This window comes from Streptomyces sp. NPDC127108, from assembly GCF_042677545.1.
GTDB lineage: Bacteria > Actinomycetota > Actinomycetes > Streptomycetales > Streptomycetaceae > Streptomyces.
Window position 1 is genome coordinate 112,880 of the sequence record NZ_JBHXTE010000010.1, and the last position, 21,425, is coordinate 134,304.

The 21,425-nt window shown below is 70.6% G+C and carries 17 protein-coding genes; 6 read left to right on the top strand and 11 right to left on the bottom strand.

Annotation, left to right across the window (positions count from 1 at the left end; all coding sequences use genetic code 11):
• The first annotated feature begins 246 nt into the window (after positions 1 to 246).
• From ACFVHO_RS10945 to ACFVHO_RS10955, 3 genes are all read left to right on the top strand, one after another.
• Positions 247 to 864: a DUF6230 family protein gene (locus ACFVHO_RS10945; protein WP_385712298.1), complete on the top strand. Its 618-nt coding sequence runs from the start codon at positions 247 to 249 to the stop codon at positions 862 to 864.
• Positions 865 to 983: 119 nt separating this feature from the next.
• Positions 984 to 1,562 carry a DUF6114 domain-containing protein gene (locus ACFVHO_RS10950; protein WP_385712300.1) on the top strand — a complete coding sequence of 193 codons (579 nt, stop codon included), beginning with the start codon at positions 984 to 986 and terminating at the stop codon, positions 1,560 to 1,562.
• A 37-nt stretch (positions 1,563 to 1,599) separates the two neighbouring features.
• Positions 1,600 to 3,009 carry a hypothetical protein gene (locus ACFVHO_RS10955; protein WP_385712302.1) on the top strand — a complete coding sequence of 470 codons (1,410 nt, stop codon included), beginning with the start codon at positions 1,600 to 1,602 and terminating at the stop codon, positions 3,007 to 3,009.
• A gap of 140 nt (positions 3,010 to 3,149) precedes the next feature.
• Here the strand turns inward: ACFVHO_RS10955 and pyk are convergent, their stop codons facing one another.
• The 3 genes from pyk to pta form a co-directional block, all read right to left on the bottom strand.
• On the bottom strand, positions 3,150 to 4,580 hold the full coding sequence (gene pyk, locus ACFVHO_RS10960) for a pyruvate kinase (protein ID WP_385712304.1): 1,431 nt from the start codon (positions 4,578 to 4,580) through the stop codon (positions 3,150 to 3,152).
• Between the two features lie 100 nt (positions 4,581 to 4,680).
• Positions 4,681 to 5,889, bottom strand: coding sequence for an acetate kinase (locus ACFVHO_RS10965; protein ID WP_385712306.1), 1,209 nt, complete (start codon positions 5,887 to 5,889; stop codon positions 4,681 to 4,683).
• Positions 5,886 to 8,000, bottom strand: coding sequence for a phosphate acetyltransferase (gene pta, locus ACFVHO_RS10970; RefSeq protein WP_385712308.1), 2,115 nt, complete (start codon positions 7,998 to 8,000; stop codon positions 5,886 to 5,888). Before pta ends, ACFVHO_RS10965 begins: the two co-directional genes overlap by 4 nt.
• Before the next feature lie 242 nt (positions 8,001 to 8,242).
• Here pta and ACFVHO_RS10975 point away from each other — a divergent pair, with 242 nt between their 5' ends.
• The gene (locus ACFVHO_RS10975) at positions 8,243 to 9,268 is read left to right on the top strand and encodes an ATP-dependent 6-phosphofructokinase (RefSeq protein ID WP_190114274.1); all 1,026 of its coding nucleotides are present in this window, start codon (positions 8,243 to 8,245) and stop codon (positions 9,266 to 9,268) included.
• A 75-nt stretch (positions 9,269 to 9,343) separates the two neighbouring features.
• Here ACFVHO_RS10975 and ACFVHO_RS10980 read toward each other — a convergent pair whose 3' ends face one another.
• The 6 genes from ACFVHO_RS10980 to ACFVHO_RS11005 form a co-directional block, all read right to left on the bottom strand.
• Positions 9,344 to 10,036, bottom strand: coding sequence for a helix-turn-helix domain-containing protein (locus ACFVHO_RS10980; protein WP_385712310.1), 693 nt, complete (start codon positions 10,034 to 10,036; stop codon positions 9,344 to 9,346).
• A 124-nt stretch (positions 10,037 to 10,160) separates the two neighbouring features.
• A complete protein-coding gene (locus ACFVHO_RS10985; protein ID WP_385712312.1) occupies positions 10,161 to 10,991 on the bottom strand; it encodes a carbohydrate ABC transporter permease in 831 nt (276 codons plus the stop codon).
• Complete coding sequence (locus tag ACFVHO_RS10990; protein WP_385712314.1) at positions 10,992 to 11,876, bottom strand: carbohydrate ABC transporter permease; 885 nt, start codon at positions 11,874 to 11,876, stop codon at positions 10,992 to 10,994.
• Positions 11,873 to 13,237 (bottom strand): extracellular solute-binding protein, encoded by a 1,365-nt coding sequence (locus ACFVHO_RS10995; RefSeq protein ID WP_385712316.1) that lies wholly within the window; start codon positions 13,235 to 13,237, stop codon positions 11,873 to 11,875. The genes ACFVHO_RS10990 and ACFVHO_RS10995 overlap by 4 nt, the downstream gene beginning before the upstream one ends.
• Before the next feature lie 197 nt (positions 13,238 to 13,434).
• Positions 13,435 to 14,124, bottom strand: coding sequence for a response regulator (locus ACFVHO_RS11000; RefSeq protein WP_385712318.1), 690 nt, complete (start codon positions 14,122 to 14,124; stop codon positions 13,435 to 13,437).
• On the bottom strand, positions 14,121 to 15,809 hold the full coding sequence (locus ACFVHO_RS11005) for an ATP-binding protein (RefSeq protein ID WP_385712320.1): 1,689 nt from the start codon (positions 15,807 to 15,809) through the stop codon (positions 14,121 to 14,123). Before ACFVHO_RS11005 ends, ACFVHO_RS11000 begins: the two co-directional genes overlap by 4 nt.
• A 157-nt stretch (positions 15,810 to 15,966) precedes the next feature.
• Here ACFVHO_RS11005 and ACFVHO_RS11010 point away from each other — a divergent pair, with 157 nt between their 5' ends.
• Positions 15,967 to 17,409 carry a cation:dicarboxylate symporter family transporter gene (locus ACFVHO_RS11010; RefSeq protein ID WP_385712322.1) on the top strand — a complete coding sequence of 481 codons (1,443 nt, stop codon included), beginning with the start codon at positions 15,967 to 15,969 and terminating at the stop codon, positions 17,407 to 17,409.
• Between the two features lie 119 nt (positions 17,410 to 17,528).
• Here ACFVHO_RS11010 and ACFVHO_RS11015 read toward each other — a convergent pair whose 3' ends face one another.
• Positions 17,529 to 18,485, bottom strand: coding sequence for an ArsR/SmtB family transcription factor (locus tag ACFVHO_RS11015; protein WP_385712324.1), 957 nt, complete (start codon positions 18,483 to 18,485; stop codon positions 17,529 to 17,531).
• 176 nt (positions 18,486 to 18,661) lie between these two features.
• Here ACFVHO_RS11015 and ACFVHO_RS11020 point away from each other — a divergent pair, with 176 nt between their 5' ends.
• Positions 18,662 to 20,410, top strand: a complete 1,749-nt coding sequence (locus tag ACFVHO_RS11020) for a helix-turn-helix domain-containing protein (protein ID WP_385712326.1) — start codon at positions 18,662 to 18,664, stop codon at positions 20,408 to 20,410.
• Between the two features lie 94 nt (positions 20,411 to 20,504).
• Here the strand turns inward: ACFVHO_RS11020 and ACFVHO_RS11025 are convergent, their stop codons facing one another.
• A complete protein-coding gene (locus ACFVHO_RS11025) occupies positions 20,505 to 21,278 on the bottom strand; it encodes a TetR/AcrR family transcriptional regulator (RefSeq protein ID WP_385712328.1) in 774 nt (257 codons plus the stop codon).
• Between the last annotated feature and the right edge of the window lie 147 nt (positions 21,279 to 21,425).

The window sequence follows — 21,425 nt, forward strand, 5'->3', positions numbered from 1 at the left end:
GTCTGGGACAGGGGGGTCTCTGCCGGTTCCGGCAGGGCCTGTCCGGCAAGGTTGTGCGTGATGCGTCAGGCGCGACCAGTGGTTGTCGCTCGGGGGTGATCGCCGGTGATCGAGGCGCGCTGCGCGCCCCTCTACGCGGGCGCTCTCCCTACCGAGGACGTAGCACTTCTCCCATCCCTGCCCGGCTGAGCCGCCCGAACGGGAGCAGTCAGGGCCGGAGATGTACGTCCGAGAAGGAGGAAAGTCATGGAGTCCGTGGCTCGTGGCGGAACCAGATGGAAGCGGTTCGCCGTGGTCATGGTGCCGAGCGTCGCGGCGACGGCCGCGATAGGCGTGGCCCTCTCGCAGGGTGCGCTCGCGGCATCGTTCAGTGTGTCCGGTCAGCAGTTCAAGGTGACCGCGGATCAGCTCGACGGTACGGGATTCGTCCAGTACGGCGGGATGGACAGCGGCAAGTCGGGTAACCACCCGGTCGCCGTCGTCGGCATGGAATCGGCGAAGATCACCAACCTCTGCCAGTCCGTGGTCGTCCCGGTTCCGGTCTTCGGCGATGTGTCGATGGTCCTCAAGGCCGGTGGCAAGGGCAGCCCGAGGGTCGAGGCGAAGAAGCTGTACATCGACGCCGACGACCTGAGGGCCAACGCGACCTTCACCAACGTCGACATCGGTGTCTCGATCGACCGCACGACGAAGGGACCGGGTCCGGCCAAGGGCGACAAGTACGTCCCGGACTCGTTCGCGCAGCAGGCCGACAAGGTCCGCTTCACGGATGTGAAGCAGCGCGCGTGGGCGACCACGGCGGGCACCTTCAAGCTCTCTGGCCTCGGCATGTCGGTCAAGAAGGGCAAGCACGAGTGCTACTGAGGCACTTGTCGCGCTGAAACGGCCGGGCGCGGGGGCGCCGTGACTCACTTCAACCAGCCGTCCCCGTGCCCGAATCCGCACACACAGAACAAAACGCCATACCCGAGGAGCTGTACGACATGAGCGCCGAAGCGCAAGTGGGCCTTGGCAACAGGCTTGGCCGGATGCGCCAATCGTTCCGAGGGTGGCGCGGTCAGCGCCCGTTCTGGGGTGGACTGCTGACACTGCTCGGCGGCATCCCGATCATGTACTTCCCCTATGCGAACCTCACCCTGGGCACGATGACCATCCGGATGGCGACCACCGCCGGTGCCGGATCGCTGATCATCGGCGTGCTGTTGGTCGTGCTCGGCCTGACCATGTGGTTCCAGCCGATGTCCCGCGTGTTCGCGGGCGTCGCGGCGATTCTGCTCGCCCTGGTCTCCCTGGTGGTGTCCAACTTCGGCGGCTTCGTCATGGGCTTCCTGCTCGCCCTCATCGGTGGTGCGCTCGGTGTCTCCTGGATGCCGTTCAAGCCCGAGAAGCGCTCCAGGCGAGGCGCGAGGACGCCGGACGCCGGGGGATCCGACGACGGGGCTCCGGAGCCCGCGGCCGCGGGGGCCGCGAACGGACCCGTACCGGAGGCGGGCGGTGCGACCGACGACTTCTCAGGAACGAGCCCGATGAACGGGACGAACGGGAGGAACCGTGCCGGCTGACGAGGCGCGCCGCGGGACTGATGCGGACACGTCCCGGGTGAGAACGGGGCCGCGGCACGCGGCCCCGAAGAAGCCACTGCTGACCCGGCTGCACGTCCCCGCGGGGAAGGCGATAGCCCTCGCGGCCATGCCCACCGCCGTACTGATGGGCATGGGCCTGACCCCGCAGCTCGCGCAGGCGAAGCCGGGCGTGCCCAAGAACCCCTTCCGGGACGGCCCTTGCGTCACGGCGCCGGACGAGCAGTCCAAGGACGCCGAGAAGGACGCCAAGGACGAGCAGGACGCCAAGGAGAAGGCCGCGAAGGAGGCCGAGGCGAAGGCCGAGGCCGCGCGCAAGAAGGCCGACGAGGCCAAGGAGAAGGCCGACGGCGAGGACGGCGACAAGTCCGGCGACAAGTCCTCGGACGGGTCCGGTACGTCGAAGCCCTCGGGCGGCGGCGACGCGGACGAGGACGCCTCCGGGTCCGGCTCGTCCGGTGACGCCGACTCCGGCAAGGGTTCCGGGGGCAGCGACAAGGGCGACGAGGACGCGGCCGACGAGCCCGCCCCCGACAAGCCCAGGAACCCGCTGGACCCGCTGGGCCTCGGCGACGCCATCAAGGACATCCTGACGCCGGAGGAGAAGAAGGCGCAGGAGGAGAAGGCCCAGGAGGAGAGGGCGGCGAAGGAGGAGTCGGGCGACGAGAAGTCCTCGGGCTCCTCGGACGACGACGCCAAGGACTCCGACGACGGCGACAGGGCCACCAAGCCCGTCGACGACACCCTCGGCAAGGCGAAGGACGGCCTCAAGGACACCGCGGACAAGGCCGAGGACCGGCTGAAGGACGCCGCCGAGAAGGCCGACGAGGTCGCGGAGAAGGCCGAGAAGGCGGCGGAGAAGGCCAAGGACAAGGCCGAGGGCAAGGACGACGAGGCCGACCCGGAGGAGTCCAAGGACCCGATGGCGCCGGACGAGGACGGCAAGAAGCCGTTCCCGTGCGTGGTGGAGAAGAAGGTCGACGGTGACGACGAGCAGTCGCCCGCGCCGATCCCGAACCAGCCGTGGCACCTTGAGGCCAGCTCGCTGCTCCTGAAGGGCGCGGACTACAAGGGCGTCGTGAACCTGAAGATGCCCGACGGCCGGACCAAGCAGGCGCTGAAGTACATCATCAGCGGCGGCACGGACATCGGCGACCTGCACCAGATCGTCGAGAGCCCGAACGGCAAGAAGTACCACGTCCAGGCCGCCAAGGGCTCCACGTCCACGATCCGCAACGGCGACACGACGATGTACACGGAGCGGATCTCGGGCAACCTCTTCGGTCTGATCCCGATCACGTTCGACCCGGAGCATCCGCCGCCGCTCAATCTGCCGCTGATCTACTTCACCAACGTGAAGGTCCAGCAGGCGGGCCAGTTCGGCGGTGAACTCACCATCCCCGGCCTGCACCAGTCGATCACCGACTGAGCCCGGGACCCGTTCCGGGAGCCGCGGCACGTCGAACACCGGAGGGCGCCCCCTGTCGCAGGGGGCGCCCTCGGTGCCGTACGGAAGAAAACGGGTCCCGGTCCGGATCTGGTCGGGGAGCCGGACCGCGGACCCGTGGCTCAGTCGCGGTCGCCGCCACCCAGGTGGTGGACGCGGACCATGTTGGTGGTGCCGGGGATGCCGGGGGGCGAACCGGCCGTGATGACCATGGTGTCGCCGTCGTTGTAGCGCTGGAGCTTGAGCACCTCGGCGTCGACCAGCTCGACCATCGCGTCCGTGTTGTCCACGTGCGGCACGACGTGCGCCTCGACGCCCCAGCTCAGGGCGAGCTGGTTGCGGGTGCTGGTGTCGGTGGTGAAGGCGAGGATCGGCTGGGCCGCGCGGTAGCGGGACAGACGGCGGGCGGTGTCACCGGACTTGGTGAAGGCGACCAGGGCCTTGCCGTCGAGGAAGTCGGCGATCTCGCAGGCGGCGCGGGCCACCGAACCGCCCTGCGTGCGCGGCTTCTTGCCCGGGACCAGCGGCTGCAGGCCCTTGGCGAGCAGCTCCTCCTCGGCCGCCTTGACGATCTTCGACATCGTCTTGACGGTCTCGATCGGGTACGCGCCCACGCTGGACTCGGCCGACAGCATCACCGCGTCCGCGCCGTCCAGGATCGCGTTGGCGACGTCGGACGCCTCGGCGCGCGTGGGGCGGGAGTTGGTGATCATCGACTCCATCATCTGGGTCGCGACGATCACCGGCTTGGCGTTGCGGCGGCACATCTCCACGAGGCGCTTCTGCACCATCGGGACCTTCTCCAGCGGATACTCCACGGCCAGGTCGCCGCGCGCCACCATGACGGCATCGAAGGCCGCGACGACGCCCTCCATGTTCGCCACCGCCTGCGGCTTCTCCACCTTGGCGATGACGGGGACCCGGCGGCCCTCCTCGTCCATCACCTTGTGGACGTCCTTGACGTCGTCGGCGTCGCGGACGAAGGACAGCGCGACCATGTCGCAGCCCATCTTCAGCGCGAACCGCAGGTCCTCGATGTCCTTCTCGGACAGGGCGGGGACGTTCACGGCCGCGCCGGGCAGGTTGATGCCCTTGTGGTCGGAGATGACGCCGCCCTCGACCACGATCGTCTTCACCTGCGGCCCGGCGACCTCGACGACGCGCAGCTCGACGTTGCCGTCGTTGATGAGGACCTGGTCGCCCTTGGAGACGTCGCCGGGCAGGCCCTTGTAGGTCGTGCCGCAGATCGACTTGTCGCCGGGCACGTCCTCGGTGGTGATGGTGAACTCGTCACCGCGCACCAGCTCGACGGGGCCCTCGGCGAAGGTCTCCAGACGGATCTTCGGGCCCTGCAGGTCGGCGAGGACGCCGATCGCGCGGCCCGTGCGCTCCGCCGCGGCCCGGACGCGGTCGTACCGGCCCTGGTGCTCGGCGTGCGTGCCGTGGCTGAAGTTGAAGCGGGCCACGTTCATTCCGGCTTCGATCAGCGAAACGAGCTGATCTTCGGAGTCGACGGCGGGGCCCAGCGTGCAAACGATTTTGGAACGGCGCATGGGGGCGATCCTATCGGTTTGTTTCGCTTCGGAATATTCCATCTGGCGGAAGATACAAATGGGCGGGTCGGTGCTCAGTTGCCCACGCCGCGGAGCGCTGTCAATGCCGCCCGACCAGTGCATAAGTCTGTGCGGCGATTTCCAGTTCCTCGTCGGTCGGTACGACGGCGACCTTCCCCCGGGCGTACTCGGGCGAGATCAGCCGCGGCTCGTCACTCCGTACGGAGTTCAGCTCGCCGTCCACCGCGAGGCCGAGCTCCTCCAGGCCCGCGACGGCGGCCGCGCGCACCGGCGCCGCGTTCTCCCCGACACCCGCCGTGAACGCGATCGCGTCCACCCGGCCGAGAACCGCGTAATAGGCGCCGATGTACTTCTTCAGCCGGTGAATGTAGATGTCGAAGGCGAGACGTGCCTGTTCGTCGCCCTCGTCGATGCGGCGGCGGATCTCCCGCATGTCGTTGTCGCCGCACAGTCCGATAAGGCCGCTCTTCTTGTTGAGAAGAGTGTCGATCTCGTCGATGGACAGTCCGCCGACACGCGCCAAATGGAAGATGACGGCCGGGTCCAGATCTCCCGACCGGGTGCCCATCACCAGACCCTCAAGAGGCGTCAGGCCCATGGAGGTGTCCACGCACCGGCCGCCGCGCACGGCGGACGCGGACGCGCCGTTGCCGAGGTGCAGCACGATGACGTTCACGTCCTCGGGGGCCTTGCCGAGCAGCTCCGCGGTCGTCCGCGACACATACGCGTGCGAGGTGCCGTGGAAGCCGTACCGGCGCACGCGGTGCTGGTCGGCGGTCTCCACGTCGATGGCGTAGCGGGCCGCGGCCTCCGGCATCGTCGTGTGGAAGGCGGTGTCGAAGACGGCGACCTGGGGCAGGTCGGGGCGCAGCGCCCGGGCCGTGCGGATGCCGGTGAGGTTGGCCGGGTTGTGCAGCGGGGCCACCGGGATCAGGCGCTCGATCTCGGCGAGCACGGCGTCGTCCACGACCGTCGGCTCGGTGAAGTGCTTGCCGCCGTGCACGACGCGGTGGCCGATCGCGGCCAGCTCCGGCGAGTCCAGGCCGAGCCCGTCCGCGGCCAGCTCCGCGGCGACGGCTTTCAGGGCGGCCTCGTGGTCGGCGATCGGCCCGGTGCGCTCGCGCTCGGCGCCGTCACCCGTCAGCGGGGTGTGCTTCAGCCGGGAGGTCTCCTCGCCGATGCGCTCGACGAGGCCCACGGCCAGACGGCTGCTGTCCGCCATGTCGAGCAGCTGGTACTTCACCGACGACGAGCCGGAGTTGAGGACGAGGACACGGGACGAGCTCACTGGGGGATTGCCTTCTCGGTGGGGGACTGGGGCTTGGCCTGACCCGGGGACTGGGACTGGATGGCCGTGATGGCGACCGTGTTGACGATGTCCTGGACGAGCGCGCCGCGGGACAGGTCGTTCACGGGCTTGCGCAGGCCCTGCAGGACCGGGCCGACGGCGATCGCGCCGGCCGAGCGCTGCACGGCCTTGTAGGTGTTGTTGCCGGTGTTCAGGTCGGGGAAGATCAGCACGCTGGCCTGGCCCGCGACGTCGGAGCCCGGCAGCTTGGTGGCCGCGACCGACGGCTCGACGGCCGCGTCGTACTGGATCGGGCCCTCGATCTTCAGGTCCGGGCGCTGCTCGCGCACCAGCTCGGTGGCCTCGCGGACCTTGTCGACGTCGGCGCCAGAGCCGGAGGTGCCGGTGGAGTACGACAGCATCGCGATGCGCGGCTCGACGCCGAACTGGTCGGCGGTCGCGGCCGACTGCACGGCGATGTCCGCGAGCTGGACGGCGTTCGGGTCCGGGTTGACCGCGCAGTCGCCGTACACGAGGACCTTGTCGGCCAGGCACATGAAGAAGACCGACGAGACGATGGACGCGTCCGGCTTCGTCTTGATGATCTCGAAGGCAGGCCGGATCGTCGCCGCCGTCGAGTGCACGGAGCCCGACACCATGCCGTCGGCCAGACCGCCCTGCACCATCAGCGTGCCGAAGTAGTTCACGTCCGCCACCACGTCGTACGCCAGCTCGACCGTCACGCCCTTGTGGGCGCGAAGGCGCGCGTACTCCTCGGCGAAGCCCTGCCGCAGCTCCGAGGCCTGGGGGTCGATGAGCTGCGAGTCGGCGAGGTCGACGCCGAGGTCCGCGGCCTTCTTGCGGATCGTCTCCACCGGGCCGAGCAGGGTCAGGTCGCAGACGCCGCGGCGAAGGAGCACGTCGGCGGCGCGCAGCACGCGCTCCTCGGTGCCCTCGGGGAGGACGACGCGGCGGCGGTCGGCGCGGGCCCGCTCCAGGAGCTTGTGCTCGAACATCATCGGCGTGAGCCGGTCGCTGCCGAACACGGACAGGCGCTTCAGGAGGTCCGCGGTGTCGGTGTACCGCTCGAAGAGGCCGAGCGCGGTCTCCGCCTTGCGCGGCGTCGCCGCGTTGAGCTTGCCCTCCAGGGCGAACAGCTCCTGCGCCGTCGGGAAGGACCCTCCGGTCACGGCGACCACGGGCGTGCCCGGCGCGAGCCGGTCGGCCAGGCGCAGGATCTCCGGGCCCGGCTGCTCGTTCAGGGTCAGCAGGACGCCCGCGATGGGCGGCGTCCCGGCGCTGTGCGCGGCGAGGGCGCCGACGACCAGGTCGGCGCGGTCGCCGGGGGTCACGACCAGACAGCCCGGGGTCAGGGCGTTCAGGAAGTTCGGCAGCATGGCGCCGCCGAAGACGAAGTCGAGGGCGTCGCGGGCCAGGCCCGAGTCGTCGCCGAGGAGCACCTTGCCGCCGAGGGCGTGGGTGATCTGCGCGACGGTCGGCGCGGCGAGCGCGGGCTCGTCCGGCAGGACGTAGCAGGGCACCGGGAGGCGGGCGGCCAGGCGCTCGTGTATCTCGGCGCGGTCGGCCGGGGCGACCCGGTTGGTGACCATCGCGAGGACGTCGCAGCCGAGGCTGTCGTAGGCGCGGTAGGCGTTGTGGGTCTCGGCGCGCACCGACTCGGCGGTCTGGTCCTTGCCGCCGACCACGGGCAGGACCGAGGCGCCGAACTCGTTCGCGAGCCGGGCGTTCAGCGCCAGCTCGTCGGGGAGCTGGGTGGCGGCGAAGTCGGTGCCGAGGACCAGGACCACGTCGTACGCGCGGGCGACGGCGTGAAAGCGGTCGACGAGCTGGGAGACCAGCTCGTCGGTGCCCTTCTCGGCCTGCAGCGCGGACGCCTCGTGGTAGTCCATGCCGTACACGGACGCGGGGTCCTGCGCGAGCCGGTAGCGGGCGCGGAGCAGCTCGAAGAGGCGGTCGGGTCCGTCGTGGACGAGCGGGCGGAAGACGCCCACGCGGTCGACCTGACGGGTCAGGAGCTCCATGACTCCCAGCTCGACGACCTGGCGGCCGTCGCCCCGGTCGATCCCGGTCACGTACACGCTGCGCGTCACGCGTGCTCTCCGTTTCGTCGCTGTCGTCGCCGGCCGGCCGGCTTGGCTGTCTTGCCTGGTGAGGCGGGGGAAGGGCAGCTCCGGCAGCGCCGAAATACACCCGATATTGTTGGCTGTGCCCTCTTGACAATACCTCTGCGGCTGGCTAAGTCGCAGAGCGGCGACGGGCGGCGGCCCCGCTGGGGCCGTGGAACAATCGGATCGGCTCACAAGTATCAACAGCGAGCAGGAGACACAGCGCGATGCGTATCGGAATTCTCACCGCGGGCGGCGACTGCCCGGGCCTCAACGCAGTGATCCGGTCGGTCGTGCACCGAGCGGTCACGAACTACGGCGACGAGGTCATCGGCTTCGAGGACGGATACGCGGGCCTGCTGGACGGCCGCTACCGCACCCTCGACCTGAACGCGGTCAGCGGCATCCTCTCCCGCGGCGGAACCATCCTCGGCTCCTCCCGCCTGGAGCGCGCCCGCTTCCGCGCCGCCTGCGACAACGCCAAGGAACTCATCGAGAAGAGCGGCTTCGACGCGCTCATCCCGATCGGCGGCGAGGGCACCCTGACGGCCGCGAAGATGCTGTCGGACGCCGGAGTGCCGGTGGTCGGCGTGCCCAAGACCATCGACAACGACATCTCCTCCACGGACCGCACCTTCGGCTTCGACACCGCCGTCGGCGTCGCCACCGAGGCGATGGACCGCCTGAAGACCACCGCCGAGTCCCACCAGCGCGTCATGGTCGTCGAGGTCATGGGCCGGCACGCGGGATGGATCGCCCTGGAGTCCGGCATGGCCGGCGGCGCCCACGGCATCTGCCTGCCCGAGCGGCCCTTCGACCCGGCCGACCTGGTCAAGATGGTCGAGGAGCGGTTCGCGCGCGGCAAGAAGTTCGCCGTGATCTGCGTCGCCGAGGGCGCGCACCCCGCCGACGGCACGATGAACTACGGCAAGGGCGCCATCGACCAGTTCGGCCACGAGCGCTTCCAGGGCATCGGCACCGCCCTCGCCTTCGAGCTGGAGAGCCGCCTCGGCAAGGAGGCCAAGCCGGTCATCCTCGGCCACGTCCAGCGCGGGGGCACGCCGACGGCGTATGACCGGGTGCTCGCCACTCGGTTCGGCTGGCATGCCGTGGAGGCCGTGCACCGCGGGGACTTCGGGCACATGACGGCGCTGCGCGGCACGGACATCGTGATGGCGCCGCTCGCCGAGGCGGTCACCGAGCTGAAGACGGTCCCGAAGGACCGCATGGACGAGGCGGAGTCGGTTTTCTAGGGCGCCTGTGCGTGCGACCGTGCAGGTCGTGGGTGGTTGTCGCCCTTCGGGCTCGTCCTCAATCGCCGGACGGGCTCAATTCTCCGGCATCAACGGCCAGAAGTGGTCCAGGATCCGGTCCAGGAAGTCGCGGCCCGCGTGCCCCGACGCGTCCGCGCCCGCCCCGCCGCCCCAGCTGAGCGTGCGCACCATCCGGGACTGGTAGTCCTCGTGGAGTCGGCGCAGCGGGCCCTCCAGGTCCCGCTTCTCCAGGGCGAGCAGCTTGCTGACCGGGCGTGCGTAGCCCTGCCAGCGGGTCGTGACCGCGCTGCGCAACAGCTCCGCGAGATCGTCGGCGCGGCCCGTCACCGTGACGAAGTCGGGCAGCGGCAGGCGCAGCGTGCGGCTCAGGGCCGCGGACTGGCGGTCCGTGCCGCGCCACTGGTTGGTCTCCTCCATGCGCAGATACGCCTGGATCTCCACGCCCGCCCCGCGCGCCACGTCCTCCGGGGCGAGGCCGCGGGCGAGGCGGTGCTCCCGCAGCGTCGTGGCCGCGCCCATCAGCTCGCCCGGCGAGCACCACAGCGTCGCGGCGAGCGCGGCCAGCTCGGCGGACGTCGGCGAGGAGAGGCCGCGCTCCCAGGACATAACAGTGTCCGGCGTGACATGAGCGAGGCCGTAGCTCGCCCGCATGCCGTACGCGACGTGACCAGGCGCCATGCCCAGCGCCTCCCGGAGGCGGCGCGCGGCGGGGAAGTTGAAGGGCGGCGTGGGCTGGCTCGGTTGCACGGGCACACGGTATGGCCGTACGGGGGCGGCGACTACGGTCTGTTCACACAGGGCTGCGGCTCGTACGAAAGTACGGCGGGCGAGCGCCCTCCACGTGCTCCACGCGCCCCTCTTTGTCCGGAAATCACCCCTTGACCGCCCCTCCCAAGGCGAACCCCCCGCCCAACCGCCGCGCCACCAGGACGTACAGCAGGATCACCGGCGTGGAGTAGATGAGGGAGAACGCCGCCAGCTGGCCGTAGACGATGGCGCCCTTGGAGCCGAAGAAGTCGTTGATGCTGACCGCCGCCGGCATCTGGTCGGGGGACAGGAGCAGCATGAAGGGGACGAAGAAGTTGCCCCACATCATGACGAAGGAGAAGACCGTCACTACGGCCACGCCCGGGCCCATCAGGGGCAGGACGATGCGCAGCAGGGACTGGAAGGGCGAGGCGCCGTCCGTCCAGGCGGCCTCCTCCAGCTCCTTCGGGACGCCGTCCATGAAGTTCTTCATCAGCCAGATGGCGAAAGGGAGTTGGGACGCGGCGAAGAAGAAGATCGTGCCCTGCATGGTGTCGATGAGGTCGACGCGGACGAACAGCGCGTACACCGGAACCATGATCGCGGTGATGGGGAGGCTCGTCGCGAACAGGATGCTGAGCATGAACGGGCGGTTCAGGCGGGACGTGTAGCGGGACAGCGGGTACGCCGCGAGGGCCGCGCAGACCACGGTGAGCAGGGTGCCGCCGCCGCACAGCAGCAGGCTGTTGAGCATCGGCGTGTACGTGATCTCGTCGGTGAGGACCGCGTCGAAGTTGTCGAAGGTGATGCCGTCGGGGGCCTTCACACCCACGTCGGCCTTGGGGTCCAGGGCGGAGAGGATCACCCAGGCGAGCGGGACCGCGAAGGCCGCGGCGACGGCCAACAGGCCGATGTCCGCTGCCAGTCGGCGGCTTCTCGTGCGGCGTCGCGACACTCAGACCTCCGTGCGGAGCAGGCGCATGTAGAGGAGCGAGAACAGGGATCCGACCAGGAGCAGGAGCAGGGCCACCGCGGTGCCGTAGCCGATCATGCTCTTCTGGAAGGCCTGCTCGTACATGAACAGCGGGAGGGTCTGGCTGCGGTTGCCCGGACCGCCGCGCGTCATCACCCAGATCAGACCGAAGACCGACAGGGTCTGCAGGGTGTTGAGCATCAGGGTGGTGCCGATGGAGCGGCGGATCATGGGGAGCGTGATGTGCCACATGCGGCGCCAGCCGCTCGCGCCGTCGACCTCCGCGGCCTCGGTGATCTCCTTGGGGATCTCGTTGAGGGCGGCGGAGTACACGAGCATCGAGAAGGCCGTGCCGCGCCAGACGTTGGCGAACGACACCGCGAGGATAGGCAGCGTGAACAGCCAGTTCTGGGACGGCAGATGGAGGAAGTCCAGGACGGCGTTGAGGGTGCCGTCGCGGCGGAAGAAGGCGTAGAGCAGGAAGCCCGCCACGACCTCGGGGAGCACCCAGGCCGTGACGACCACGGCCCCGGTGAGGGTGCGGACCGGCTTGGACGCCCGCTGCATCAGGGCGGCGAGGGCCAGGCCCAGGGTGTTCTGGCCGACGATCGACGACAGGAACGTGAAGACCAGCGTCAGCCAGACCGCGTTGACGAAGTCCTCGTCGTCGAACGCCGTCCGGAAGTTCTCGAAGCCGACGAAGGACTCCTGGGCCTGGCCGGTGAGCTGGAGGTCGGTGAAGGCGATGTACGCGCAGTAGCCGATCGGGCCCGCGAGGAAGAGCAGCAGCAGGACGACCGCGGGCGACACCGGCAGGGCCCGGGCCAGCGAGCGGGCGAGCCGCCGGTGGCCCGGGGGAGCCGTCACTTCTCGATCACCTTGCCGTCGGTCGCCGACTTGACCTCGTCGTCATAGCCGCTCGCCGCCTTGTCCACCGAGCCGTCCCCCGTCGTGACCTGCTCCATGGCCTCCTGCATCGCCGTGGACACCTTCGGATACGCGGGGAAGGCGGGCCGGTAGTGCGTCGAGGCGACCAGGTCGGTGAAGAACTTGATGCCGGGCTGCGCCTTCATGTACGCGGGATCCCTCGCGACGTCCTCGCGCACCGAGATGCCGGAGTTCGCGATGTACCACTTCTTCGCGTTCTCCTTGGTCTGCATCGTCTCGATGAACTTGAACGCCAGGTCGGCGTTGTCCGCCTTCGACGGGATCGCCCAGGTCCAGCCGCCGGACATGCTCACCTTGCCGGGGGCCTGGCCGTGCTGCGTGGGCATCGCCGCGAGCCCCAGCTCCTTGGACCACTCGGGCCATTCGTGCCCGGAGCCCGGCAGCCAGTCCTGCGGCAGCCAGGAGCCGTCGAGGTTGATGCCGAGTTTGCCCTTGGGCAGGAACTCGCCGCGCACCCGCGTCGCCATGTTCGGGTCGAGGGCGTCCTCGACGTCCGGGCCGAGCTTCTCCTTGTAGACGGTCTCCACGAACTTCAGGGAGTCCTTGAAGCCCTGGCCGCCGACCACCCACTTCTTCGCCTTCGGGTCGTACAGCGGGTTCTCGCCCGTGCCGTAGAGCAGCATCTCCATGCCCTGCATCGACGAGGTCTCACCGCCGGGTTTGCCGGTGTAGACGTTCAGCGGGACGACGTCCGGGACCTTCTCCTTGATGGTGCGGGCCGCGTCCAGGATCTCGTCCCAGTTCTTCGGCTGCCAGTTCGCGGGCAGGCCCGCCTTCTCGAAGATGTCCTTGTCGAACCAGAGGCCGCGCGTGTCCGTGCCGTCCGGCACGCCGTACGTCTTGCCGTCCTCCGCCTTCGCCGCCGCCTTGGCCGTGCGGATGAACTTCGGCCACTCCTTCCACTTCTCCAGATAGGGGTCGAGCGGCTTCAAGTACCCGCTGGTGATGTCGGAGTTGATGAGGAAGGTGTCCTCGTAGACCAGGTCGGGGGCGGTCTTCGGCGAGCGCAGCATCTGCTGCACCTTCGTGTAGTACTCGGCGTCCGGCGCCTTGATCGGCACCAGCTTCACCTTCTTGCCGGGGTTCGCGTTCTCGAACTGCTTCTTCATCGACTCCAGGTAGTCGTCCATCACCCGGATCTTGTTGTCCATGGACTGCTTGTACGAGACCTTCACGGTGTCCGGGTCGTCGCCGGAGCCGCCGCCGCACGCGGTCAGGGTGGAGGCGGCGAGCACGGCTGCCAGGAGCAGAGGGGCGGGGGCGGTGGGGCGCACGGGCACGACCTCCTACGGTCCGACGCGGCCGCGCCGCGGCGCGGGGGTGCTGCCGCGCGGGGCTGCTGCCGGTGAACGTAAGCGCGGGCTCGGAGCAAGGTCAATGCCCTTGCAACGGGGTTGCGGAGGCTGTGCGTTGACGCTTGTCGCTAACGTGACAACGTTGTTATGGGGTGGGGGTTTGGGGGTCCCTCGGGTGTTGATCAGGACGGCGGGAGCCAGCGGTAGATCAGTTCCGGGCGGCCCACGTGGCCGTACTGGGGGCTGCGGGCGGCCCGCCCCGTCGTCACCAGGTGCTCCAGGTAGCGGCGGGCCGTGATGCGGGAGAGGCCCGTGGTGTCCGCGGTGGCCGCGGCGGTGAGGCCGTCGGGGGCGGCGTCCTGGAGCGTGCGGGTCACCTTCTCCAGGGTGGGGCCGCTGAGGCCCTTCGGCAGGGCCGCGGGGGCGGGGGCGCGGAGGGTCGCGAGGGCGCGGTCCACCTCGTCCTGGCCCGTCGCCTCGCCCGCGGCGGTGCGGAATTCCGCGTAGCGGGTGAGGCGGTCGCGGAGCGTCGCGAAGGTGAAGGGTTTCAGTACGTACTGGACCACGCCGAGGGAGACGCCCTCGCGGACCACCGCGAGGTCGCGGGCCGACGTCACCGCGATGACGTCCGCGCGGTGGCCCGCCGCGCGGAGGGTGCGGGCGAGGGCCAGGCCGTGGCCGTCGGGGAGGTTCAGGTCGAGGAGGATCAGGTCGACGGGGGTCTTGTCGAGGGCGCGGCGGGCCTCGGCGGCCGTGTGGGCTGTGGCGGTGACCTCGAAGCCTGGCACTCGGTTCACGTAGAGGACGTGGGCGTCGGCCGCGACGGGGTCGTCCTCGACGACCAGGACCCGGATCGGGGTGGGGTCGGTCATCTGTCGGCCTTTCCGTCTGTACGTGGGCCGGGGCGGGCGCCGATGGACGCCGCCGTCAGGGGCAGGTTCGCCGTGAACTCTGCACCGCCCCCCTCCGGTTCCGTCAAGGTCAGCGTCCCCCCGTGACGCGTCACGGTCTGGTGCACCAAGGACAGGCCGAGGCCGCGGCCCGAGGGGGCCTTGGTGCTCCAGCCGTGCTGGAAGACCGACTCGCGTTGGGCGGGGTCGACGCCCGGGCCGGTGTCCGTGACGCGGAGGATGAGGCCGCCGGACTCGGCGCGGACGGTCACGGTGACGCGGGCCGAGGGGGAGCCCTGGGCGGCGTCGACGGCGTTGTCGATGAGGTTGCCGAGGACGGTGACGAGGTCGCGGGGCGGCAGGCTCGCGGGGAGCATGCCGTCGTCGACGCTGGTGTCGGCGGAGACGACCAGCTCCACGCCGTGCTCGTTGGCCTGCGCGGCCTTGCCGAGGAGGAGGGCGGCGAGGACGGGTTCGTTGACGGCGGCGACGACCTGGTCGGTGAGGGCCTGGGCCAGCTCCAGCTCGGCGGTGGCGAACTCCACGGCCTCGTCGGCGCGGCCGAGCTCGATCAGGGACACCACGGTGTGCAGCCGGTTCGCGGCCTCGTGGGCCTGTGAGCGCAGCGCCCGGGTGAAGCCGCGTTCGGAGCTCAACTCGCCCGCGAGCGCCTGGAGTTCGGTGTGGTCGCGGAGCGTCACCACGGTGCCCTTGCGGTCGCCGCCGGAGACGGGTGAGGTGTTGACGACCAGCACCCGGTCGGCCGTCAGATGCACCTCGTCCACCCGCGGCCGGGCGTCGAGCAGCGCGCCGGTGAGAGGCGCGGGCAGGCCGAGGTCGGTGACGTACCGGCCGACGACGCCCTCGGGCGCGCCGAGCAGCTCGCGGGCGCCGTCGTTGATGAGGGCGACGCGGCGCCGCCCGTCGAGCATGAGCAGTCCCTCGCGGACGGCGTGCAGCGCGGCCTCGTGGTAGTCGTGCATGCGGCTCAGCTCGGCGGCGTTCATGCCGTGGGTGCTGCGGCGGAGCCGGGCGTTGATCACGTACGTGCCGACGGCGCCGAGGGCGAGCGCGGCCACCGCGACGCCGAGCAGCGCCACGAGCTGGCCGCGGGCCTTCTCGCTGATCGCGTCGATGGTGATGCCCGCGCTGACCAGGCCGACGATGCGGCCGTGCTCGCCGCGCCGGTCGTCACCGCCGTCGAAGACGGGCGTGACGACGCGCGCGGACGCGCCGAGGGTGCCGGTGTAGATCTCGGTGAAGGTCTGGCCGCGCAGGGCCTCCGCGGTGTGGCCGAGGAAGCGCTCGCCGATGCGGTCGGGGTCGGGGTGGGTCCAGCGGATGCCCCGCCGGTCCATGATCGTCACGAAGTCGACGCCGGTGTGCAGCTGCACGTCGGTGGCGTACGGCTGGAGCCTGCGGGACGGGTCCTCGCCGCGGATCGCCTCGCGCACCGACGGCGAGTCCGCCACCGCGCGCGCCGCGGCCGTGGCCTGGCGGAGCGCGGCCTCCTCGGCCTGGTGCCGGTCGCTCAGGTACGTGAACAGGGCACAGCCCGCGACCACGACCGCCACCAGGACCACCTGCATCGCGAAGAGCTGACCGGCGAGGCTGCGGGGGCCGCGGGGTCGGCGGGGCGAGCGGGGTGGTCGGGGGACCTGGGGCATGTTGCCAGTCTGCCGTGACGTGTATGTGCGAACTAAATGAACGTAACCGTGACCGCCGTCACAGGCCGGGAGATAGTCACCCGGAATCGCCAGGACGTGAGCCGCACGACTAGCGAGGACGCAGACGCCAGTCGTACGTAGCCCAAGGAGGCACCCCGTGGCACAGGGACAGACGGCGGCCGACACCGCCGACGCGGGCGCACCGCCCGCGAAACGGGACCGGACCCACTATCTGTACATCGCCGTCATCGTCGCCGTACTGATCGGTATCGCCGTCGGCTTCATCGCGCCGGACTTCGCCAAGGAGCTCAAGCCGATCGGCACGGGCTTCGTGAACCTGATCAAGATGATGATCTCGCCGATCATCTTCTGCACGATCGTCCTCGGCGTGGGCTCGGTCCGGCAGGCGGCGAAGGTCGGCAAGGTCGGCGGGCTCGCGCTCGCCTACTTCGTCGCGATGTCCGTGGTCGCGCTGGCCATCGGCCTGATCGTCGGCAACATCCTGCACCCCGGCGACGGCATGGACCTGACCTCGTCGGACAAGAAGGCGGGCCACACCGCCGCCGACGAGGCGGACAAGGGCCTGGTCGACTTCGCGCTCGGCATCATCCCCAAGACGATGGTCTCCGCCTTCACCGAGGGCGAGGTCCTCCAGACCCTCCTCGTCGCCCTCCTCGTCGGATTCGCCCTGCAGGCCATGGGCAAGACGGGCGAGCCGGTCCTGCGCGGGGTGCAGCACATCCAGAAGCTGGTCTTCCGCATCCTCGGCATGATCATGTGGATGGCGCCGATCGGCGCGTTCGGCGCGATGGCCGCCGTGATCGGCGAGACCGGTACGGACGCCCTCAAGGCGCTCGCCACCATCATGATCGGCTTCTACATCACCTGTGCGCTGTTCATCCTCGTGGTGCTCGGCACGCTGCTGCGCCTGGCGACCGGCGTGAACCTGTTCAAGCTGCTCCGCTACCTGGGCCGGGAGTTCCTGCTCATCCTGTCCACGTCCTCGTCGGAGTCCGCGCTGCCGCGGCTCATCGCGAAGATGGAGCACCTGGGCGTGAGCCGCCCGGTCGTCGGCATCACCGTCCCCACCGGGTACTCCTTCAACCTCGACGGCACGATGATCTATCTGACGATGGCCTCGCTGTTCATCGCCGACGCGATGGACCAGCCGCTGGGCATCGGTGAGCAGATCTCGCTGCTGCTGTTCATGATGATCGCCTCCAAGGGCGCGGCGGGCGTCTCCGGCTCGGGCATCGCGGTCCTGGCCTCCGGCCTCCAGTCCCACAAGCCCGCCCTCGTCGACGGCGTCGGCCTCATCATCGGCGTCGACCGCTTCATGAGCGAGGCCCGTGCGCTGACGAACTTCGCCGGTAACGCGGTGGCCACGTTGTTGATCGGTACGTGGACGAAGGAGGTCGACCGGGAGCGGGTGGCTGCCGTCCTGGACGGCAAGATTCCCTTCGACGAGCGGACGCTTCTCGACGACGACCACGGGGACGTGGGGCCTTCCCTGGAGAAGAAGCCCGCGCCCGGCTCCGGGGCCGACGATGAGGCTGCGTCGGGGCAGCCTGTGGACGAGGCGGCCGCCGTCAAGGTCTGACCTTTGCGTGACCCTTGGACGAGGCCGGGGCCGATCGGCCTTCGGCCTCGTCCTCAATCGCCGGACAGGCTCAAATCATCGCCGCACCGGCACAGCGTCTCCCGCCGCATCGCCGCACGTCAGGCGACCCCCCTGAGCAGCGCCGAGCCCAACGGCGTCAGCGCGTGGCGTACCGCGTTGCTCTGGCGGACGCTGGAGACCAGGCCCGCCTCGCGCAGGACGGCGGCGTGTTCGCTCGCCGAGGAGAGGGAGACGCCGGCTCGGCGGGCGAGTTCCGTGGTGGTGGGATCGCCGCCGAGTGCCTGGAGCACGGCGGCCCGGGTGTGGCCGAGCAGGGGCGCCAGGCCCTCGTACGCGGGGCGGACGTCGTCGGCCGTGCGCGGCCGGGCCGGGTAGACGAGCGTCGGCGGCAGCGCGGTGTCCGCGAGGGCGACCGGGCTGCGGGCGAAGCAGGACGGCACCAGGAGCAGCCCGCGTCCGTCGAGCCGCAGGTCGCGGTCCACCGGGTAGGCGACTTCGAGCACCGGTGACCGCCAGCGCATCGACGGGCCGTACGTCCGGAGCATCGCCTCCGCGCCGCCGTGCCAGAGCGCGTGCAGCCTGAGGGCGCGGTCGGTGTTCGCGCGCCGGGTGATGCGGGGCCAGCGGGGGCCGAGCGTCCCCTGGTGGTACGTGCGCAGGGCGCGGGCGAGTCGGCGCAGGGCGGCGGGTTCGCCGTCGGCCAGGGAGCGGGTCCAGGACGGCAGCGGATTGCGGTCGGCGAGGACGGTCAGCTCGGCGCGCAGCCGGGTGCGCGGTGTGGACATCAGCGCGTCGAGGCCGGGCTCCATCCCGGCCGCCGCGGCGGGTGGCGTGAGGAAGTCCGGGAAGTACCCGCGTCGCGGTACGAGCGGCAGGAGCATCCCGAGCGGCCCCTGTCTGTCGCCGTGCCCTGAACGGCGACAGACGGCGAGGGCCGGATCGGGACGCTGGTCCTGGAGGCGGTGGAGGCTGAGGACGGTCTCCCAGAGCGGATCGGCTCCGTCGGAGACCCGGGTGCGGACGAGATCGGTCGCGGTGAAGTGGACACGCAGCACGGTGGTTCCCCCGATGGTGTTGAGCGGTCGCCGCTCCCCCGAACGGCGACAGGGACGACGATCTCGATGAGACGCGCCGTCGGCAAGCAGGACGCGTCCCGCTGGGACGATGGGACGCCCGAAACCCCCCTGCCTGCTATGTTCTGCCGCTGTGGGACGGACACAGGGGCAAGCCCATGAGTGAGACTCACGAACTGGCCGATCTTCTGCAGGGGTTGAAGGAGCGCAGCGGTCGTAGTTACACGGCTCTCGCGAGCCGTACGGGCCTGAGCCGCTCCTCGGTGCACCGCTACTGCCAGGGCCTGACGGTGCCCGCGAGCTTCGGCACGGTCGAGCGGATCGCGCGGGTGTGCGGGGCGGGGCAGGAGGAGCTGGACCGGCTGTACGGGGCGTGGGCGCGGGCGGAGGCGGCGTCGGCGTCCGCGTCGGCGGAGGCAGCGTCGGGGGAGGTCCCGTCGGGGGAGGCCGGCTCGCCCGCCGAACCGCCCGCCGCGTCGGCCGCAGCGGAGCCCGCCGCACGGGCCACCCGGCGGCCGATCCCCCTCCCTCCGCGGCGCTTACGCACCCTCCTGCTCGCCATGGTCGTGGCCGTCGCCGTGGTGAGCGTCGTGACCTTCGACGGACGGCCGGACCCGGGCGGCGAAGGCGGGGGCGCCACGGCGAGCGGCGGCCCAGGGAACAGCGGCGGCACGGTCGACCGCTCCTCCGGCCAGCGGATCGACGGCCCCTACTGGGCCCTTGCGCCCAAGCCGATCGACCCCGAGTTCTTCGGCGTCACGATGAACACCGACACCGGCCTCATGCCGGACTTCGCCGTCAGCGGGGTCCGGTTGTGGGAGAGCGAGACCCGCTGGGCCCAGGTCGAGCCGGAGCGCGGGAAGTTCGACTGGAAGATCCTGGAGCGCACGGTGCGGGGCGCCGAACGCAAGCACCTGCCCGTCCTGTTCGTGTTCGGCGGCACTCCGGGCTGGGCGGCTCCCGAAGGGCCGAAGTCGGCGTACCCGGAGGACTCGCGCGCCGCGCCCCCCGACGATCTCGCCGACTGGGAGCACTTCGTCGAGAAGGTCGCCACGCGCTACCGCTCCCGGATCGCGGCGTACGAGCTCTGGGACAGCGTGGGAGCCACGTCCCACTACACCGGGAGCATGGCCACGCTGGCCAAGATGGTGCGCGGGGCGGCACGGATCATCCGGCGCGTCGACCCGGACGCGAAACTCGCGTGCCCCTCCTTCGGCAAGCTGTGGGAGCCCGAAGGCAGGGAACTGCTTGCGAAGTTCGTGCGCACCGGGGCGTACGAGTTCTGCGACACCGCGGCGCTCAAGCTGCACCCGCGCCGGGCCGACGGGCCGCCCGAGGAGATCATCGAACTCGCGGAGAAGGCGGAGGACGTCTTCCGCAGACACAACGTGGGCCGGCGGGTGTGGAACACCGGCCCGGGCGCGGAGATCGACGACGGCGCCCGCCTCTCCGCCCGCCGCGCCAACGACTACGCCGTGCGCTTCTACCTGGTCGGCCTCTATGCCCGTAAATCCTTCATCGAAAGGATGTACTTCTACGCCTGGGGCGGCAGGAACATCCCCCTGGTCGTCCAGCCCGTGGGCGGTCCCCCCGCGGAACCCGGCCGCCGCATCGGCCGCCTGCACGGCTGGCTCGCCGACAAACAGATCACCTCCTGCGGCAAGGGCACTGGAGTCGGCCTCCCGGACGGCGTCTACGAATGCGTCTTCCGCCCCGGCGGCACCCGCGAACCCGATCCGGCGGGCCCGCGCTTCTCCATCCGCTGGACCCAACAGGGCCGCGCGGCAGCCGAGTTGGGGAAGGGGGCCCATCGGCTGCGCCGGATGGACGGCGGGGTGGAGCGGGTGCGGGCGGGGGAGCGGGTGGTATACGGGGAGTCGCCGGTGCTGGTGGAGTACCGCGCGTGAACGCCCGGGGTGCCCGGACCAGGGGGGAGGGGGCCTCAGGGCCCGGTCAGGAACGACTTCCAGGCGGGGAGGGTGAGGAGCAGGCGCCCCGCTCCTACGCCCGTCCCGGCGCGCCCCCGGACGTCTGCTCGGCGGCCACCTCCGCCACCAACTCCTCCGCCTCCGCCGGAGGCAACCCCGCCGCGCACAGGAACGTGACCGCCGCCGCACGTCCGGCATCCGCCGGTTCCATGAGGCCGTCGTTCGCGGACTCCATCAGGGCGAACATGATGTTCTCGACGACGTAGGCGAGGGCGTTCGCGGGCATCGGGGAGACGAACCGGCCCTCGTCCAGGCCCCGTTGGAGCATTGCCGTGCCCCGCTCGTGGACGGGGGCGAGACGTTCGCGGATGCCCTCCATGGCGATGGCGCGCTGGGCGAGGGAGATCAGCAGGCGGTAGCGGTCGGTGACGTCCCAGACGGCGAGCATCGCGCTGGCGACCGCGCGGGGCGGGTCGTCGACGCCCTCGTACCCGGCGGCGTGCGCGGCGGTGACCGCCTCGACGGCCTCGTCGAGGATCGCGGTGACGAGGGCGTCGCGGCTCGGGAAGTGGCCGTACACGGTGCGGCGTACGACACCGGCGGCGCGGGCGATCTGGTCCATCGACGCGTCCGGGTCCCGGGTCAGCTCGGCGAAGGCGACGTTCAGGATGCGGCGCCGGTTGGCGTCGGCGCGGGCCTGCGCGGCGGACACGGCGGCAGGTGCGGCGGACACGGCGGCAGGCGCGGCGGTGGCTCCCGTGGAGGCGATCCCCGAGGAGGCGACCTCCGTGGAGGTCGGCCCCTCGGGGGGCACGGACGGCGTCGGCGTCGGCTGCGTACGGCTCATGCGCTCATTCTGCCGCGCTTCCCGTGCTTGCACACCGATGTGCAACATGGCCGTTCATCACGTACATTGCACAGGTGCGTGCAATTGCACAGCGCTGTGCAAGATCTGCGTTGTGCGAGATCCGATGTGTGCCGTGCGCGCCCTGCG

Excerpts from the sequence above, each read along its gene's own strand:
- ACFVHO_RS10945 (WP_385712298.1), top strand. The coding sequence starts at position 247 with ATGGAGTCCGTGGCTCGTGGCGGAACCAGATGGAAGCGGTTCGCCGTG.
- ACFVHO_RS10950 (WP_385712300.1), top strand. The coding sequence starts at position 984 with ATGAGCGCCGAAGCGCAAGTGGGCCTTGGCAACAGGCTTGGCCGGATG.
- pyk (WP_385712304.1), bottom strand. The coding sequence starts at position 4,580 with ATGCGCCGTTCCAAAATCGTTTGCACGCTGGGCCCCGCCGTCGACTCC.
- ACFVHO_RS10975 (WP_190114274.1), top strand. The coding sequence starts at position 8,243 with ATGCGTATCGGAATTCTCACCGCGGGCGGCGACTGCCCGGGCCTCAAC.
- ACFVHO_RS11000 (WP_385712318.1), bottom strand. The coding sequence starts at position 14,124 with ATGACCGACCCCACCCCGATCCGGGTCCTGGTCGTCGAGGACGACCCC.
- ACFVHO_RS11005 (WP_385712320.1), bottom strand. The coding sequence starts at position 15,809 with ATGCCCCAGGTCCCCCGACCACCCCGCTCGCCCCGCCGACCCCGCGGC.
- ACFVHO_RS11020 (WP_385712326.1), top strand. The coding sequence starts at position 18,662 with ATGAGTGAGACTCACGAACTGGCCGATCTTCTGCAGGGGTTGAAGGAG.
- ACFVHO_RS11025 (WP_385712328.1), bottom strand. The coding sequence starts at position 21,278 with ATGAGCCGTACGCAGCCGACGCCGACGCCGTCCGTGCCCCCCGAGGGG.